This window comes from Hominiventricola sp. (assembly GCF_057604405.1).
This window is the reverse complement of the sequence record NZ_DBLYVB010000013.1, coordinates 1-16481: the sequence shown is the minus strand read 5'-3', so window position 1 is coordinate 16481 and position 16481 is coordinate 1. Positions and strand designations below refer to the sequence as shown.

General features: G+C 45.2%; 19 protein-coding genes, 2 tRNA genes and 1 riboswitch. All 21 genes read left to right on the top strand.

Annotated elements, in window-relative coordinates; translation table 11 throughout:
• The first annotated feature begins 31 nt into the window (after positions 1 to 31).
• The 21 genes from ACZMB2_RS09155 to ACZMB2_RS09055 all read left to right on the top strand — a co-directional run bounded on the left by ACZMB2_RS09155 (position 32) and on the right by ACZMB2_RS09055 (position 16162).
• Positions 32 to 433, top strand: coding sequence for a hypothetical protein (locus ACZMB2_RS09155; protein WP_487596513.1), 402 nt, complete (start codon positions 32 to 34; stop codon positions 431 to 433).
• A gap of 87 nt (positions 434 to 520) precedes the next feature.
• Positions 521 to 1297 (top strand): phosphoribosylformimino-5-aminoimidazole carboxamide ribotide isomerase, encoded by a 777-nt coding sequence (hisA, locus tag ACZMB2_RS09150; RefSeq protein WP_487596512.1) that lies wholly within the window; start codon positions 521 to 523, stop codon positions 1295 to 1297.
• 51 nt (positions 1298 to 1348) lie between these two features.
• Complete coding sequence (gene hpf / locus ACZMB2_RS09145) at positions 1349 to 1873, top strand: ribosome hibernation-promoting factor, HPF/YfiA family (RefSeq protein WP_487596511.1); 525 nt, start codon at positions 1349 to 1351, stop codon at positions 1871 to 1873.
• Positions 1874 to 2041: 168 nt separating this feature from the next.
• Positions 2042 to 4609 (top strand): preprotein translocase subunit SecA, encoded by a 2568-nt coding sequence (gene secA, locus ACZMB2_RS09140; protein WP_487596510.1) that lies wholly within the window; start codon positions 2042 to 2044, stop codon positions 4607 to 4609.
• A gap of 36 nt (positions 4610 to 4645) precedes the next feature.
• Positions 4646 to 5768, top strand: a protein-coding gene (gene prfB / locus ACZMB2_RS09135; protein WP_487596509.1) for a peptide chain release factor 2 whose coding sequence is annotated in 2 segments (ribosomal slippage) — positions 4646 to 4720 and positions 4722 to 5768 — 1122 coding nt in all. Because the reading frame shifts where the segments join, the coding sequence is not laid out codon by codon here.
• A complete protein-coding gene (locus ACZMB2_RS09130) occupies positions 5765 to 6208 on the top strand; it encodes an ACT domain-containing protein (RefSeq protein ID WP_487596508.1) in 444 nt (147 codons plus the stop codon). The genes prfB and ACZMB2_RS09130 overlap by 4 nt, the downstream gene beginning before the upstream one ends.
• A 7-nt stretch (positions 6209 to 6215) precedes the next feature.
• Positions 6216 to 7412, top strand: a complete 1197-nt coding sequence (locus ACZMB2_RS09125; protein ID WP_487596507.1) for a homoserine dehydrogenase — start codon at positions 6216 to 6218, stop codon at positions 7410 to 7412.
• Between the two features lie 18 nt (positions 7413 to 7430).
• Entirely contained in the window at positions 7431 to 8033 is a 603-nt protein-coding gene (gene thrH / locus ACZMB2_RS09120) for a bifunctional phosphoserine phosphatase/homoserine phosphotransferase ThrH (RefSeq protein ID WP_487596506.1), read from the top strand.
• A gap of 7 nt (positions 8034 to 8040) precedes the next feature.
• Positions 8041 to 8523 carry a YqeG family HAD IIIA-type phosphatase gene (locus tag ACZMB2_RS09115; protein WP_487596505.1) on the top strand — a complete coding sequence of 161 codons (483 nt, stop codon included), beginning with the start codon at positions 8041 to 8043 and terminating at the stop codon, positions 8521 to 8523.
• A gap of 93 nt (positions 8524 to 8616) precedes the next feature.
• Positions 8617 to 9774 carry a hypothetical protein gene (locus ACZMB2_RS09110; protein WP_487596504.1) on the top strand — a complete coding sequence of 386 codons (1158 nt, stop codon included), beginning with the start codon at positions 8617 to 8619 and terminating at the stop codon, positions 9772 to 9774.
• A gap of 69 nt (positions 9775 to 9843) precedes the next feature.
• Positions 9844 to 10086, top strand: a complete 243-nt coding sequence (locus ACZMB2_RS09105; protein ID WP_487596503.1) for a hypothetical protein — start codon at positions 9844 to 9846, stop codon at positions 10084 to 10086.
• Between the two features lie 54 nt (positions 10087 to 10140).
• Positions 10141 to 10286, top strand: a riboswitch (FMN riboswitch).
• A 100-nt stretch (positions 10287 to 10386) separates the two neighbouring features.
• Positions 10387 to 11019 carry an ECF transporter S component gene (locus ACZMB2_RS09100; protein ID WP_487596502.1) on the top strand — a complete coding sequence of 211 codons (633 nt, stop codon included), beginning with the start codon at positions 10387 to 10389 and terminating at the stop codon, positions 11017 to 11019.
• 93 nt (positions 11020 to 11112) lie between these two features.
• Positions 11113 to 11559, top strand: coding sequence for a tRNA (adenosine(37)-N6)-threonylcarbamoyltransferase complex ATPase subunit type 1 TsaE (gene tsaE, locus ACZMB2_RS09095; protein ID WP_487596501.1), 447 nt, complete (start codon positions 11113 to 11115; stop codon positions 11557 to 11559).
• A gap of 2 nt (positions 11560 to 11561) precedes the next feature.
• Positions 11562 to 12356 (top strand): tRNA (adenosine(37)-N6)-threonylcarbamoyltransferase complex dimerization subunit type 1 TsaB, encoded by a 795-nt coding sequence (tsaB, locus tag ACZMB2_RS09090; protein ID WP_487596500.1) that lies wholly within the window; start codon positions 11562 to 11564, stop codon positions 12354 to 12356.
• Positions 12357 to 12364: 8 nt separating this feature from the next.
• A complete protein-coding gene (rimI, locus tag ACZMB2_RS09085) occupies positions 12365 to 12787 on the top strand; it encodes a ribosomal protein S18-alanine N-acetyltransferase (protein ID WP_487596499.1) in 423 nt (140 codons plus the stop codon).
• A gap of 75 nt (positions 12788 to 12862) precedes the next feature.
• Complete coding sequence (locus ACZMB2_RS09080; RefSeq protein ID WP_487596498.1) at positions 12863 to 13111, top strand: hypothetical protein; 249 nt, start codon at positions 12863 to 12865, stop codon at positions 13109 to 13111.
• 8 nt (positions 13112 to 13119) lie between these two features.
• On the top strand, positions 13120 to 14034 hold the full coding sequence (locus ACZMB2_RS09075; protein WP_487596556.1) for a ribonuclease Z: 915 nt from the start codon (positions 13120 to 13122) through the stop codon (positions 14032 to 14034).
• 3 nt (positions 14035 to 14037) lie between these two features.
• Complete coding sequence (gene tsaD / locus ACZMB2_RS09070; protein ID WP_487596497.1) at positions 14038 to 15066, top strand: tRNA (adenosine(37)-N6)-threonylcarbamoyltransferase complex transferase subunit TsaD; 1029 nt, start codon at positions 14038 to 14040, stop codon at positions 15064 to 15066.
• Positions 15067 to 15070: 4 nt separating this feature from the next.
• Positions 15071 to 15793 (top strand): 2-C-methyl-D-erythritol 4-phosphate cytidylyltransferase, encoded by a 723-nt coding sequence (ispD, locus tag ACZMB2_RS09065; protein WP_487596496.1) that lies wholly within the window; start codon positions 15071 to 15073, stop codon positions 15791 to 15793.
• A 134-nt stretch (positions 15794 to 15927) separates the two neighbouring features.
• Positions 15928 to 16013: transfer RNA gene (locus ACZMB2_RS09060), tRNA-Ser, on the top strand.
• 60 nt (positions 16014 to 16073) lie between these two features.
• Positions 16074 to 16162 (top strand) — tRNA-Ser (locus tag ACZMB2_RS09055).
• The last annotated feature ends 319 nt before the right edge of the window (positions 16163 to 16481 follow it).

The following is a 16481-nucleotide window of genomic DNA, read 5'->3' as shown; positions in this document are numbered from 1 at the left end:
CAGCAATGTTAAGGAAAAGGAGAGACTTTTTATGAAACAGTTAAAGAGACACTGCCTGATGATGCTGTTACTGGCAACGCTCTGGATGACCGCAGCCTGTGGCAGAGACAATGGTGCAACCAATGACAGCAACGATAATGCCAACAGCGGCGCCGGCATGGAAGAGGCTGGTGAAGCAGAGACCGGCAACGGTAATGAGAGTATTGATGGAAGACCTTTTGATGAGATTATTTTTGACACGGATGGAGATGGCATTTACGACCATACGGATGTGGACGGGGACGGGCTTCTGGAAGAGATCGGAAGAGATGCCGATGACGTGGTGGATGATTTAGTAAATGGCGTGACAGAGGCTGGAGATACATTGATGGATGGATCAGATGATGTGGAAAACAGTAGCGGAACCGACAAAAATATGACTGATACAGAATAAACAAGTGCATATGCAGATAAAAATCCGCCGGCAGAGTTTCTGACCGGCGGAAGTTATATCCGGAAAGGAACAGGTATAAGAGAAAAGATGGAATTTCGACCCTGTATTGACATACATAATGGACAGGTAAAACAAATTGTGGGTGGCAGCCTGAAAGATGAAGGAAATCAGGCCAGCGAGAATTATGTGTCGGAGCAGGATGCGGCATTTTATGCCAGACTGTATCAGAAGCAGGGGATCCGTGGCGGACATGTGATTCTGCTCAATAAAGAAGGCAGTGAGTATTATGAGGCCACCAGACAGCAGGCCCTTGGAGCCCTTCGGACCTACCCGGGAGGCCTGCAGATCGGAGGCGGCATTCATCCGGAAAATGCAGCGGAGTATCTGGATGCAGGAGCCAGCCATGTGATCGTGACTTCCTATGTATTTCGTGATGGAAAGATGGATCGGGACCATCTGAAACAAATGATAGATGCCGTGGGAGCGGAGCATCTGGTGCTGGATTTGAGCTGCAGGAAAAAAGAAAATGATTATTATATTGTCACGGATCGATGGCAGAAGTTTACGGAGGTGGTACTGAATACTGCGGTACTTGATGAATTGTCCGAATTCTGTGCGGAGTTTCTGATTCATGCGGTAGATGTGGAAGGGAAAGCAAGAGGGATTGAAAAACCGTTGGCTGAGATGCTGGGAGACTGGAACGGCATTCCTGTTACTTATGCGGGAGGCATCGGAAGCTTTGAGGATCTGCGGGAATTAAAGATGCTTGGAAGAAACCATTTGAACGTGACTATCGGCAGTGCACTGGACCTGTTCGGCGGTCTTATGAATTATGAAGAGACTGTGAAATTCATTGCGCAATAGGACGAAAAATGCTATAATATAAGCAACATCAAAAAGAAAAGGAGTGATTTTATGCGTTATATCATTAGCGGCAAAAATCTGGATATTACTGAGGGGCTTCGCTCAGCAGTGATGGAGAAGCTGGGAAAGCTGGAACGGTATTTTACTCCTGATACCGAAGTCCATGTAACTTTAAGCGTTGAGAAGGAACGCCAGAAGATCGAGGTCACCATCCCGGTAAAAGGCAATATTATTCGTTCGGAACAGTCCAGTACGGACATGTATGTATCGATTGATCTGGTAGAGGAAGTCATTGAGCGTCAGCTTCGCAAGTATAAGAATAAACTTGTGGCAAGACAGCAGGGTGGCGGAAATTTCCAGAAAGAGTTCCTGGAGAAGGAAGTAGACGATCAGGAAGTAAAGATCATCCGTACCAAAAAGTTTGATATTAAGCCTATGTATCCGGAAGATGCATGTGTGCAGATGGAACTTCTGGGACATAATTTCTTTGCATTTGTCAATGCAGAAACCGATGACATTAGTGTTGTGTACAAGCGGAAAGGCGGTACCTACGGCATTATGGAACCGGACAGATAAAAGAAAAAGAAACGTAAAGATGCAGGACCGGCAGGAATTTCCCCGCCGGTCCTGTTTTGTCGACGTAGTTCACAATTATTTACTTTGAATATTCACAAAGCTATGCTATAATGTCCTTTGTGTAAGTAGAATGTCCGGCAAGTACGGACATGTGAATAGGAGAGCAGTATGAATATTATTGACAAATTGTTTGGAACTCACAGCGAGCGTGAGCTTAAGCTGATTATGCCTACCATCGACAAAATTGAGGCTCTGCGCCCTACCATGCAAGCTTTGAGCGATGAAGAGCTGAGGGACAAGACAAAAGAATACAAGCAAAGACTGGCAGAGGGGGAGACACTGGATGACATTCTTCCGGAGGCATTTGCCACTGTCCGTGAGGCTGCAAAGCGTGTGCTTGGAATGGAACACTACAGGGTACAGCTGATTGGTGGATTAATTCTTCATCAGGGACGTATTGCAGAGATGAAAACCGGTGAAGGTAAAACCCTTGTATCCACCCTCCCGGCATATTTAAATGCACTGGATGGAAAGGGTGTTCATGTCGTAACTGTTAATGACTATCTGGCAAGCCGTGATGCCGGCTGGATGGGAAAGGTACATGAATTCCTGGGACTGACCGTTGGTGTGGTACTGAATGCTTCTACCAAAGAGGAACGCCGTGCCGCATATAACTGCGATATTACCTATGTTACCAATAACGAGCTAGGTTTCGATTATCTGCGTGATAATATGGTGATTTATAAAGAGCAGTTGGTACAGAGAGAATTGCATTACGCCATCATCGATGAGATTGACTCTATTTTGATTGATGAGGCGAGAACACCGTTGATTATTTCCGGACAGAGTGGAAAATCCACAAAGCTCTATGAGCTGTGTGATTATGTGGCACATACGCTGAAAAGAGGAGAGGCAAGTAAGGAATTTTCCAAGATGGATGCTATCATGGGTGAGGAAATTGAGGAAACCGGAGATTTCATCGTCAATGAGAAAGATAAGATTGTTCATCTGACATCTGATGGAATTAAGAAAGTAGAACAGTTCTTCAAGATCGAGAACCTGGCTGATCCGGAAAATCTGGAGATCCAGCATAACATGGAGTTGGCGCTGCGTGCCAATAATCTCATGTTCCGTGATCAGGACTACGTAGTAAAAGACGATCAGATCTTTATTGTCGATGAGTTTACCGGACGTATCATGCCGGGCCGGCGTTATTCTGATGGTCTTCATCAGGCTATAGAAGCAAAAGAGCATGTAAAAGTAAAACGCGAGAGTAAGACGCTTGCAAATATTACGTTCCAGAACTTCTTTAACAAATATGATAAGAAATCCGGTATGACCGGTACTGCTCAGACTGAGGAAAAAGAGTTCCGCGCGATCTACGGTATGGATGTTGTAGAGATTCCGACGAACAAGCCAGTGATTCGTAAAGATTTACAGGATGCTGTCTACAAGACCAAAAAAGAAAAATTTCATGCAGTCTGTGAAGAAATTGAGAAAGCCCATGCAACCGGTCAGCCGGTACTGGTAGGTACCATTACCATTGAGACTTCCGAAGAACTGAGCAGAATGCTGCAGAAACGCGGCATTAAACATGAAGTGCTGAATGCAAAATTCCATGAGCGTGAGGCAGAAATTGTTGCTTTGGCAGGACAGCATGGAGCAGTTACCATTGCAACCAATATGGCAGGTCGTGGTACCGACATTAAACTGGATGATGAGGCAAAGGCAGCAGGTGGTTTAAAGATCATCGGTACGGAACGCCATGAGTCCAGACGTATTGATAATCAGCTGCGTGGACGTTCCGGACGTCAGGGAGACCCGGGTGAGTCCCGCTTCTATATTTCGTTGGAAGATGATCTGATGAGACTGTTTGGTTCCGAACGGCTGATGAGTGCATTTAATGCACTGGGTGTTCCGGAAAATGAGCAGATTGAGCATAAGATGCTGACCAGTGCCATCGAGAAAGCCCAGATGAAGATCGAGAACAACAACTTTGGTATTCGTAAAAATCTTCTGGAATATGACCAGGTCATGAATGAGCAGAGAGAGATTATCTATGCAGAGCGCCGCCGGGTTCTGGATGGCGAGAGTATGAGAGATTCTATCTACAAGATGATTGCAGATGTTGTAGAAAATGCAGTTGATACTTTTATCGGAGATGATCAGGAACCGGAAGAGTGGGATCTGTCAGGACTTAATGAGACTCTGCTTCCGATTATTCCTTTTGAGCCGATCAGCGCAGAACGCCTGGAATGTAAAAATAAAGCAGAACTGAAACATGCATTGAAACAGGAAGGAACCCGTCTGTATGAAGCAAAAGAGGCGGAATTCCCCAACCCGGAGATGATTCGTGAGCTGGAGCGTGTCTTCCTCTTGAAAGTAATTGACCGGAAATGGATGAATCATATCGATGATATGGAACAGTTAAGACAGGGTATTGGTCTGCAGGCGTATGGACAGAGAGATCCGTTGGTAGAATATAAGATGAGCGGTTATGAGATGTTTGAGGCTATGACAGCAGGCATTCAGGAAGATACCGTTCGACTGCTTATGCATGTAAAGATTGAAGAAAAAGCAGAACGTGAGGAAGTGGCTCAGGTAACGGGAACTAATAAGGATGATTCCCTTGGAAAGAAACCGGTACAGAGAGCTGCTCAGAAAGTCTATCCGAACGATCCTTGTCCGTGCGGCAGCGGCAAGAAATATAAACAGTGCTGCGGACGTGCAAAATAAGAAATATGAATATGAAAAAAGAAAGAAGGTGTGGTTATGGTAGAACTTGATCAGTTTAAATATACGCTGAACAGCTACGCAAAACCAATGACAGAACTGAGGGATTCACTTTGACCTGGCTTCAAAGACGCTCAGGATCGAAGAATTAGAAAGAGAAATGGAGGCTCCAGGCTACTGGGATCAGGTAGAACAATCTCAGGCAGGAATGAGAGAGCTGAATACTCTGAAAGAAGAAAAAGAAAAATTTGAAAGTCTCCAGGAACAGTATGAGGATATCGAGACCTTGCTGGAGATGGGATATGAAGAAAATGACGAGTCACTGATTCCGGAGATTCAGGAAGAACTGGATCAGTTTACCGAGCGGTTTGAGGCCATGCGGATTAAGACACTTCTGTCCGGTGAGTATGACAGCAGTAATGCCATTTTGAAACTCAATGCGGGAGCAGGCGGTACCGAGAGTTGTGACTGGGCAGGTATGCTGTACCGAATGTATACCCGATGGGCAGAGAGAAAAGGATTTTCTGTAGAAGTTCTTGATTATCTGGAGGGAGATGAAGCCGGCATCAAATCCGTTACATTCCAGGTAAATGGAGAAAATGCTTACGGCTATCTCAAATCCGAGAAGGGTGTACACCGTCTGGTACGGATTTCCCCGTTTAATGCACAGGGAAAACGTCAGACTTCTTTTGTATCCTGCGATGTCATGCCGGATATTGAGGATGAGATCGATATCGAGATTAATCCGGAAGATCTGAGGGTAGATACCTACCGTTCCAGTGGTGCCGGTGGACAGCACATTAACAAAACATCATCTGCCATTCGTATTACTCACTTGCCGACCGGTATTGTGGTACAGTGTCAGAATGAACGTTCCCAGCATCAGAACAAGGATAAAGCCATGCAGATGCTGAAGGCAAAACTGTATCTTCTGGAACAGCAGAAACAGGCAGAAAAGCTTTCCGGTATTCGTGGTGAAGTCAGCGATATTGCCTGGGGAAATCAGATTCGTTCTTATGTCATGCAGCCATATACCATGGTAAAAGACCATCGGACCGGTGCAGAGGTAAGCAATGTGGATGCGGTGATGGATGGAAAAATTGACCCATTTATTAATGCATATTTAAAATGGATCAACCTGACCCCGGAGGAACAGGGATGAAAGAAAAAGGCAAATATTTTGTATTAAAGCAAAAAGCAGTGCCGGAAGTACTCTTGAAAGTAGTAGAAGCAAAGAGAATGTTGGACAGTGATCCATCTATGACTGTACAGGAGGCAACGGATCAGTTAGGAATCAGCAGAAGCTCTTTCTATAAATACAAAGATGATATTTTCCCATTTCATGACGAGGCCAAAGGCAAAACAGTTACATTTGTATTGCAGATGGAGGATGAACCCGGACTGTTGTCCACGGTACTGAATACGATCGCAGAGTTTGGTGCGAATATTTTGACCATTCATCAGACAATTCCGATTAATGGTGTGGCATCACTGACGCTGAGCGTGGAGGTCCTGCCAACAGCAGGTGATGCATCTGCTATGATCGAGAAAATCGAAGAACAGCAGGGGATCCGTTATCTGAAAATATTAGGCAGGGAGTAAAGAACGAATGATTAAAGTCGCAATTATGGGATACGGCACCGTTGGATCAGGTGTATATGAAGTATTCAGAACCAATCAGAAAAGCATTGATAACAAAATAGGACAGGAACTGAGGGTGCAGTATGTCCTGGATTTAAGAGAATTCCCGGGTGATCCGGTGATGGAAGTCCTGACGCATGATTTTGAAGATATTATCAATGATGATGAAGTAAAGATCGTTGCAGAGGTTATGGGTGGACTGCATCCGGCTTATGAGTTTACCAGACGCTGTCTTGAGGCGGGAAAGAGCGTGTGTACCTCCAACAAGGAGCTGGTAGCAGAGCATGGTGCGGAATTGATTCAGATTGCAAAAGACCATCAGGTAAACTATTTGTTTGAGGCGAGTGTAGGAGGCGGTATTCCGATTATCCGCCCGCTGAATTCTTCTCTGACTGCAGATGTGATTCTGGAGATTTCAGGCATTTTAAATGGAACTACGAACTACATGCTGACCAAGATGTCCCGTGAAGGACTGAATTACGATGATGTGTTAAAAGAGGCACAGGCAAAAGGCTATGCAGAACTTCATCCGGAAGCGGATGTAGAAGGCTGGGATGCCTGCCGCAAGATTGCCATTCTGACTTCTCTGGCCAGTGGTAATCAGGTGGATTTTCATGATATTTATACGGAAGGTATCACGAAACTTACCAAAGAAGATTTTTTGTATGCAAAAAAAATGAAGTGTGCCATTAAACTGCTGGCAGTAAGCAAAAAGGTGGGCGATAGCTACTGTGCTATGGTCAGCCCATCCCTGGTTCGCAAAGAGCATCCACTTTATATGGTGAATGATGTTTTCAATGCGGTATGTGTGGAAGGAAATATGCTGGGAGCATCTATGTTTTATGGAAGCGGAGCAGGAAAGCTTCCGACTGCCAGTGCGGTAGCAGGAGATATGGTAGATGCGGCCAGACATTTGGGCAAAGTAGTGACCATTTTCTGGAATCCGGAGAAATTGGAGTTAGTTCCGGTAAGTGAGATGACTCATCGGTTCTTTGTACGTGCGGCAGCAGATGCGGATGCAGCAAAGGCGTTTGGCGATGTAGAGATGATAGATGCCGGAATCAGAGGAGAGATCGGATTCATTACTCCGATTATGACGGAAGGCGAATATGCAGAAAAGGCAAAAAATCTGGATATAATCAGCATGATCCGGATGGATGCATAAGACAGGAGGAGAAGTATCATGGATATTGTGTGTTTGGATCTGGAAGGCGTATTAGTACCGGAAATCTGGATCGCATTTGCAGAAGCAAGCGGTATTCCGGAACTGAAGAGAACCACTCGTGATGAGCCGGATTATGATAAACTCATGAACTGGCGTCTGGGAATTTTGAAGGAACATGGACTGGGACTGAAAGAAATTCAGGAAACCATCGCAAAGATCGATCCACTTCCAGGTGCAAAAAAATTTCTGGATGAGCTTCGCAGTATTACCCAGGTGATCATTATCAGTGATACTTTTACGCAGTTTGCAAAACCATTGATGGAGAAGCTGGGATGGCCAACGCTGTTTTGCAATAGTCTGGAAGTGGCAGAGAATGGAGAAATTACCGGATTTAAAATGAGAATTGAAAATTCTAAGCTGACAACGGTAAAAGCGCTGCAATCTGCAGGATTTGAGACGATTGCTGCAGGTGACAGCTTTAATGACCTCGGCATGATCAAAGCTAGTAAAGCAGGATTTTTGTTCCGAACCACCGATCAGATCAAGAAGGATTATCCGAAATTTCAGGCATTTGAAGAATATGATGATTTCCTCGCAGCCATCAAAGGAGCTTTGAATTAGTATGCATATGATAGAGTTATATCCGGACAGACTGGAAATGTCTGTTCTGGATATGGACTGGGATGCCCTGGCAAAACATTACCAGGGCGTTATTTTTGATATTGACAATACACTGGTACCCCATGGGGCGCCGGCAGATGAGAAAATTATAAAGTTATTTGAAAAAATTCATGCTCTGGGTATGAAGACCATGTTGGTATCCAATAATGGAGAAGAACGGGTACGGCCTTTTGCAGAACAGGTAAACAGCGGATTTATCTCCAAAGCGGGAAAACCAAGGACGGGCGGATATAAGAAGGCCATGCAGGTGATGAATACAGATCCGAAGCACACCCTGTTTGTGGGAGATCAGATTTTCACAGATATTTGGGGAGCTAATCGGGCAGGCATGGATACGGTACTCATGGAACCGGTTGATAAGTCTACGGATGAGATTCAGATTGTCATTAAACGCTGGCTGGAAAAACCATTTCGGAGGATAAGAGCGTAAAACGTAAGAACTTTGTAACAGATATTCAATATTTCCCTGTTATAATAATAAACTACAGAAGTACATATACTAACAGCAGGGGAAGTGATGATCATGACAGAGAGAAGAAAGTGGCTGGTACTGGTATTTTTGCTCGGCATTTGTATGACCGGATGCGGAAGGAAAGAGACGGGATCAGATTTGCTCACGGATACAAAAGAAGCAATTGTGCCGGTAAAGGAAGTGGTGGTACCGGCAGTGGAAGAAACTCCGGAGGGCATTGCGCTTCATGTTTATTGCGGAGATGAGCAGGCTGAAAATATTGTACAGAAAACCGTATACGTAGAAGAAGTGACAGAACAGAGCATTATGGAAGAACTGGGAAGTGCGCTGAATCTGGATCCGCAGGCAGGCTTGAAAGACATTTCCTTTGGAACCTATGGCGGGGACAAAGTGGTGATGCTGGATTTTAATCAGGCATTCGCAGATTATCTGAAAAAATTAAGTCAGCAGGGTGAAATGATTGTGATGGGAAGTATTACCAACACTTTCCTTGAGGCATATCAAAGTGAACTGCTTCTAGTGACAGTGGAAGGAAAAGTGCTGGATACGGGAAGGAATATTTATGAGGAATATCTGGAAACCTATCCCTTTGTGGAATCTTCCTATCAGGTGACAGATGTAGTGCTGGAAGAAGAACCGGGGCTTCATATTACTTATCCACAGATTGAAAATCTGGGAGATCCGGCAATTCAGGAAAAATGGAATGCCATTATCCGTGGAACAGAAGAGCGGGCAGTAGAAGGATGGCTGTCAGTGGAAGAGAGCCAGGGCAGTTCCTACGAAGTTTCCTATATGGTGAAGACTATGACGCCGGATACCTTGTCTATCCTGATGAATGGGCGGATTGAGGAAGAGGATGCAGCACATCCATACAGCTTTAAGTACACTTATAATATTGATCTGAATACAGGGGACAGCATCCGGCTGAAGGATCACGTAAATGTGGAAAAGCTGGCAGAAAATCTGTTTGCAGGGACCGGATATTATGTGGAAGAATCCCTGGCTCCCTACTTTCAGGAACGCCTGGAAAGCATTTATGAGACGCCGGATAGTCTTGCAAGATCGTTAGAGGGTTATGATTACGCAGAAGATGGAAGCGCACCCTATGGATATTCCTATCTGGCGGATGGAAAGGTCTGGATCTGTATGGAAGTACCCCACGCACTGGGGGATTATATCGAGATTGAACTGGATGCCCAGATGAACTGAAAAAAAACATGGTATTTTCCTTCAGGTATGGTATAATACTGATAATATGCAGTAAAGGAGACGCAATCAATGAGTCAGGAAAAAGTTGATCGCTATAAAGAGAGAAAAAGAAACAGAAAGGCTATTGAGGCAAAGAAAAAACGCGAGGTACTGCTTACAAAGCTCTGTGCAGGACTGTTGGTGCTGGCACTGGTAGGATGGCTTGGATATTCTGTTGTATATAAATATGAGCAGAAACAGAACAGTGGTGCCGTATCAGCTGATATTGATGCGCTGAATGATTATGTATCTTCTCTTAGCACAGGCGAATAAAAAGAAGTTGCATAAGAGCGCAGATGGCGTTATACTGTATAAGACAAATAAAGAGAGATTCTTCGGGGCGGGGCGTAATTCCCCACCGGCGGTGTAGAGCAGAACAAGATTCTGCACAGAAGTCCGCGACCCGCAGTGATGCGGCTGAACCGGTGTGATTCCGGTACCGACAGTTAAAGTCTGGATGAGAGAAGAAAATATAGCATATGCACACGCGTATCAGTACCCCCGGATTAGAAGTAATCCGGGGGTTTGTTTTCTCCGGCTGGATCTCTTGAGAATTGGAAGGAGAACATTAAGATGAAAGCAACAACGACAACCGTAACAAAAACGAACACAACATCCGCTACCAGAACGATGGTAAGCGTAGGAATGCTGGGAGCTATTTCCGTAGTTCTTATGCTCGTGGAATTTCCGCTGCCCTTTATCGCACCGGGATTTTATAAGCTTGACTTCAGTGAAGTGCCGATTCTGGTAGGAGCATTTGCTCTCGGACCAGTGGCAGGTGTGATGACCGAACTTATCAAGATACTTCTGAATCTGGTGATTAATGGAACAGATACAGCGTTTGTAGGTGAGTTTGCTAATTTTGTCATGGGATGTGCCTTTGTAATTCCGGCGGCTTTGATTTATAAGAAAAAGAAAAGCCGGAAACATGCCATCGTGGGATTGGTGGCAGGAACCCTGATTATGTCTGCAGCAGCTGTATTTATCAATGCACTGGTACTGCTTCCTGCTTATGCAAAGGCATTCGGAATGCCCATTGATGCCTTCGTGCAGATGGGAGCGGCTATCAATCCGGCGATCAACGGAATCTGGACTTTTGTACTTCTGGCAGTTGCACCGTTTAATTTGATCAAGGGAATTCTGGTTTCTGTGATTACAGTACTGCTGTACAAACATATCAGCCCGATTCTTAAGGGAGTAAGATAATTATTTGTGTTTGGAAAAAAATTGTGCTACAATCGTACTACGTATGGTTGCAGCACATTTTTTATGCGGGAAATCCGCAGTTGGAGAGATGACATGAACATAACGATAGAAAGCAACAGTGCAGAGGAAACCTTTGCACTGGGACAAAAGATCGGAGAGCGGGTCAAACCGGGCACGATCATTTCCTTGACCGGAGATCTGGGGGTTGGAAAGACCGTGTTTACCCAGGGACTGGCAAAAGGACTAGGAATTATGGAACCGGTAAATAGTCCGACCTTTACCATTGTTCAGGTATATGAGGGCGGACGTCTGCCATTTTATCATTTTGATGTATACCGCATCGGTGATATTGAAGAGATGGATGAGATTGGTTATGAGGATTATTTCTATGGCAATGGGGTATGCCTGATTGAATGGGCAGATCTGATTCGGGAACTTCTTCCGGAGGAGACTGGCCGCATCACCATTGAAAAAGACTTGGAAAAAGGATTTGATTACCGGAAAATTCAGATCGACGGAATTGAAGGATGGGAGGCATAAGAATGGAAAAAGCTTATAAAAAAGTACTGGCGCTGGACAGTTCCGGACTGGTAGCCAGTGTGGCTGTGGTGGAAGGAGATGCTTCAGGCAGCAACCTTCTGGCAGAATATACAATTAATTATAAGAAGACGCATTCTCAGACTCTGCTTCCTATGCTGGACGCCATTGTGAAAATGATTGATTTAGACCTGGAGAGTATTGATGCCATTGCTGTGGCAGCAGGACCGGGATCTTTTACTGGATTGCGTATAGGATCTGCCACTGCAAAAGGACTGGGTTTGGCACTTGATAAACCGCTGGTTGCCATTCCTACGGTGGATGGACTGGCTTATAATCTGTTCGGAACGGAGCGCCTGATCTGCCCATTAATGGATGCCCGCCGGAATCAGGTTTATACAGGAATTTATGAATTTGACGGAGACAGACTAAAGGTGCTGGAACCGCAGATGGCAGTGGATATTCAGGTGATTGCACAGAAACTTTGTGAACGGAAACAAGATGTGGTTTTTCTGGGAGATGGGGTTCCGGTATTCCGGGAACGATTGGAAGGCGGACTTCTGGAAGAGCTGACGAGCGCAGGAAAAAAGTTTTCTTTTGCGCCGGCACATGTGAACAAACAGCGTGCAGGAGCAGTTGGAGCTTTGGCACTTACGTATCTTTGGGAAGGTAAAATGGAATCAGCAGACAAGCATCAGCCGGAGTATCTGCGTATGGCACAGGCAGAAAGAGAACGTATGGAAAAAGAACGTGCAGAAGCGGAAGCAGCTGCAAAAAAAGACGGAGAAAAGCAGGCATGATCCGTCTGATGAAAGAAGAAGATCTGGGAGCGGTGGTACAGCTGGAGCAGACCGTTTTTTCTGTGCCGTGGTCAGAATGTAATCTGCATGAAAGTCTTTTGCGACCGGAATATCTTTTTCTTGTGTCAGAGGATGAAGGAAAGATTACAGGATATGCGGGACTTCTCATGATTGCGGGAGAAGGTGATGTGACCAATATTGCCGTATTTCCAGAATATAGAGGCCGGGGAATTGGGGCAGCCCTTACAAAAGCATTGCTTGTGGAGGGCAGAAAAAGAGGCATGAATGCGTTTACCCTGGAAGTTCGTGTTGGCAACCAGGCAGCAATTCATATCTATGAAAAACTTGGATTCCGGTCAGAAGGAGTCCGGAAAGGTTTTTATGAAAAACCGAAAGAAGATGCCCTGATCATGTGGCGGCGGGATGTCTGACCAGTAATCTCCTATTTTCGATCAGGTTTCAGAAAATTATAATGGAACCATACCAGAGAAAAGGAGGAGGACAGCATGCGTCAATATACAGGCAGGGAAAGAAAACAGTTGACGAAAATTGTCTGTAACCAGTGTGGAAGAATATTGAAAATCCAGAATGGAATACTTCAGGAAGGAGTGTTCCGAGGAATGGCGGATTGGGGATTTTTCTCAGAAAAGGATGGAGAAATTCACTCTTTCGATCTGTGCGAAAAGTGTTATGACCGATTGATATCCGGATTTTCCATTCCGGTGGAGACAGAGGAGCAGACAGAACTTTTATAGGAGAAATGATGTTAGATGTGTGTTTGCTTGGAAGCGGCGGAATGATGCCGCTTCCCTACCGTTGGTTGACTTCGCTGATGGTACGTTATAATGGAAGCAGTCTTCTTATTGACTGCGGAGAAGGAACCCAGATTGCGATCAAGGAAAAGGGCTGGAGCTTTAAACCCATTGACGTAATTTGTTTTACTCATTACCATGGGGACCATATCAGTGGCCTTCCTGGACTTTTGCTGACTATGGGAAATGCGGACAGAAAGGAACCGTTGACCCTGATCGGACCGAAAGGCTTGGAGAGGGTGGTGAATGCTCTGCGTGTTATTGCACCGGAGCTGCCGTTTCCGATTATTTACAGAGAAATCAATGGACCGGAAGAGACTTTCGAAATTAACGGATATCGGTTGACAGCGTTTCGTGTGAATCACAATGTAACCTGTTATGGATATACGTTGGAACTTGACCGGGCAGGTAAATTTCAGCTGGAGAGGGCGCTGGCATTAAATATTCCAAAGCAGTACTGGAATCGTCTCCAGAAAGGCGAGACCATAGAGGAAGATGGAAAAACCTATGTCCCGGAGATGGTCATGGGAGCACAGCGAAAAGGAATTAAACTTACGTATTGCACGGACACCAGGCCGACCCAGTCCATTGTCGATCATGCAGACCACTCAGATCTGTTTATCTGCGAAGGTATGTACGGAGAGAAGGACAAAGAGGCGAAAGCAAGAGAATATAAACACATGACATTTTATGAGGCGGCCAGGCTTGCGAAGACCGCACAGGTAAAAGAAATGTGGCTGACCCATTACAGTCCGTCTCTGACCAGACCGGAAGAATATATGGATGAAGTGAGAAAAATATTCCCGGCGGCAAAAGCCGGAAAAGATAAAAAATCCGTGGAACTGGATTTTGATAAGGAGGAGTAGAACATGGAAGAAAAGAAAGACGTTTATATTCTTGCCATCGAAAGCTCCTGTGACGAGACCGCCGCTGCAGTTGTTAAGAATGGACGGGAAGTGCTGTCCAATATTATTTCTTCTCAGATTGCCTTGCATACCCTGTATGGAGGCGTTGTGCCGGAGATTGCATCACGGAAGCATATTGAAAAGATCAATTACGTGATTAAAGAAGCGCTTGCCGAAGCCGGCATGGGCTTAAAAGATATGGATGCCATCGGCGTGACCTATGGTCCGGGACTGGTAGGTGCGCTGTTAGTAGGAGTGGCAGAGGCGAAAGCGATCAGCTACGCATCTGGCGTACCGTTGGTAGGAGTCCATCATATCGAAGGTCATATTTCTGCCAATTACATAGAAAATAAAGAACTGGAGCCGCCGTTTATCTGTCTGGTGGTATCAGGAGGACATACCCATCTGGTAGTGGTAAAGGATTATGGAAAATATGAGATCATCGGACACACCAGAGATGATGCGGCAGGAGAGGCTTTTGATAAAGTAGCCCGTGCTATTGGACTTGGTTATCCAGGCGGACCAAAGATTGACAAACTGGCAAAAGAGGGAAATCCGGATGCTATCCATTTCCCGCGTGCGAAAGTGGAAGATTCTCCGTATGATTTCAGCTTTAGTGGTGTGAAATCTGCGGTACTCAATCACCTGAATGGCTGTAAAATGAAAGGGGAACCTATTGTGGAGGCAGATATTGCAGCATCCTTCCAGAAAGCAGTATGCGACGTGCTGGTAGGACATGCCATTCAGGCAGTAAAAGACTACAAGATTCCGAAGCTTGCCATGGCAGGCGGTGTGGCATCCAATTCCGCGCTTCGCGCAGCTATGAAAGAGGCATGCGATAAGCAGGGAATTCCGCTGTACTATCCGTCACCGATTCTCTGTACGGATAATGCGGCTATGATTGGAGCAGCGGCATATTATGAGTATATGGCAGGAACCAGATCAGGTCTTGATCTGAATGCAGTTCCGAATCTGAAACTGGGCGAGAGGTAACAGCATGTCCAAAGAAAAGAAGAGCACGGCAATTGTGCTGGCAGCAGGCCAGGGAAAACGGATGGGAACAAAGATTCAGAAGCAGTTTCTGGATCTGAAGGGAAAACCGGTTCTCTGGTATTCCCTTCATGCATTTGAAATGTCAGAATGGATCGATGAAATTATTCTGGTAACCGGAGAAGATCTGATTTCCTATTGCAAAGAAGAAATTGTAGAGAGATACGGTTTTCAGAAAGTGCATGCAGTGGTGGCAGGCGGAGCGGAACGTTATCATTCTGTCTATCGGGGACTGCAGGCAATCTCAGATGTGGAACAGCGGATTGTCTTTATCCATGATGGGGCAAGACCGTTCCTGACGGAAGATATGATTGAACGGGTATATAAAGAGACACTGGATCATGGTGCCTGTGTAGTTGGCATGCCTGTAAAAGATACGATTAAGATTGCGGATGAGAATGGATTTATCAGGGAAACTCCAAAGCGGAGCCTGGTATGGCAGATCCAGACCCCGCAGGTGTTTGATGCAGAACTGATTGTGCCGGCGTATCGTCAGGTGATCGAACGGGAACAGGAACTGCTGGACAAAGGGGTACAGATTACAGATGATGCCATGGTAGTGGAGACCATGTGCGCGCATCCGGTAAAACTGGTGCAGGGTTCTTATGAGAATATGAAACTGACCACTCCGGAAGATCTGAAAGTGGCAGAAGCATTTTTAGACAGATAGAAAAGCCTGGAAATACAGGCTTTTTGAAACTGTGTAAAATAAAAATGAAAAAAATCGAAAAAATTTGAAAAACATAGTTGACAAAATGGGCGTATACTGCTAGAATAACAAAGTCGCTTGTGGAGAGCGCTCATGGAGAGATATCGAAGTGGTCATAACGAGGCGGTCTTGAAAACCGTTTGTCCGCAAGGGCGCGTGGGTTCGAATCCCACTCTCTCCGTTTCACACGAGAGAGTGTGTGAGAACAACAATTTTATAAACTGTCATGGACAGGCATTTTGGAGAAATACCCAAGTGGCTGAAGGGGCTCCCCTGGAAAGGGAGTAGGTCGTTAGTAGCGGCGCGAGGGTTCAAATCCCTCTTTCTCCGCTCTCTTTCATGAAAAGTTGATTGCTTGAAAATCTTCAAAAAAGATAAAAAAGTTATTGACAAACTGAAAGAGATTTGATAATATATCAGAGTTGCTGCTGAGGCAACGAGATAGAACATGAACCTTGATAATTAAATAGTGCTTTGAAAATCTTCGAAAATTCTTTTGAAAATTTTTAAACGAACAGCTTTAACTTATATAAGTCAAAGCAACCTAGAAACAGTAACGGATAGAACAGCCAAGTGTTGTTCTGAACGGAACAAACTTTAATCGAGAGTTTGATCCTGGCTCAGGATGAACGCTGGCGGCGTGCTTAAC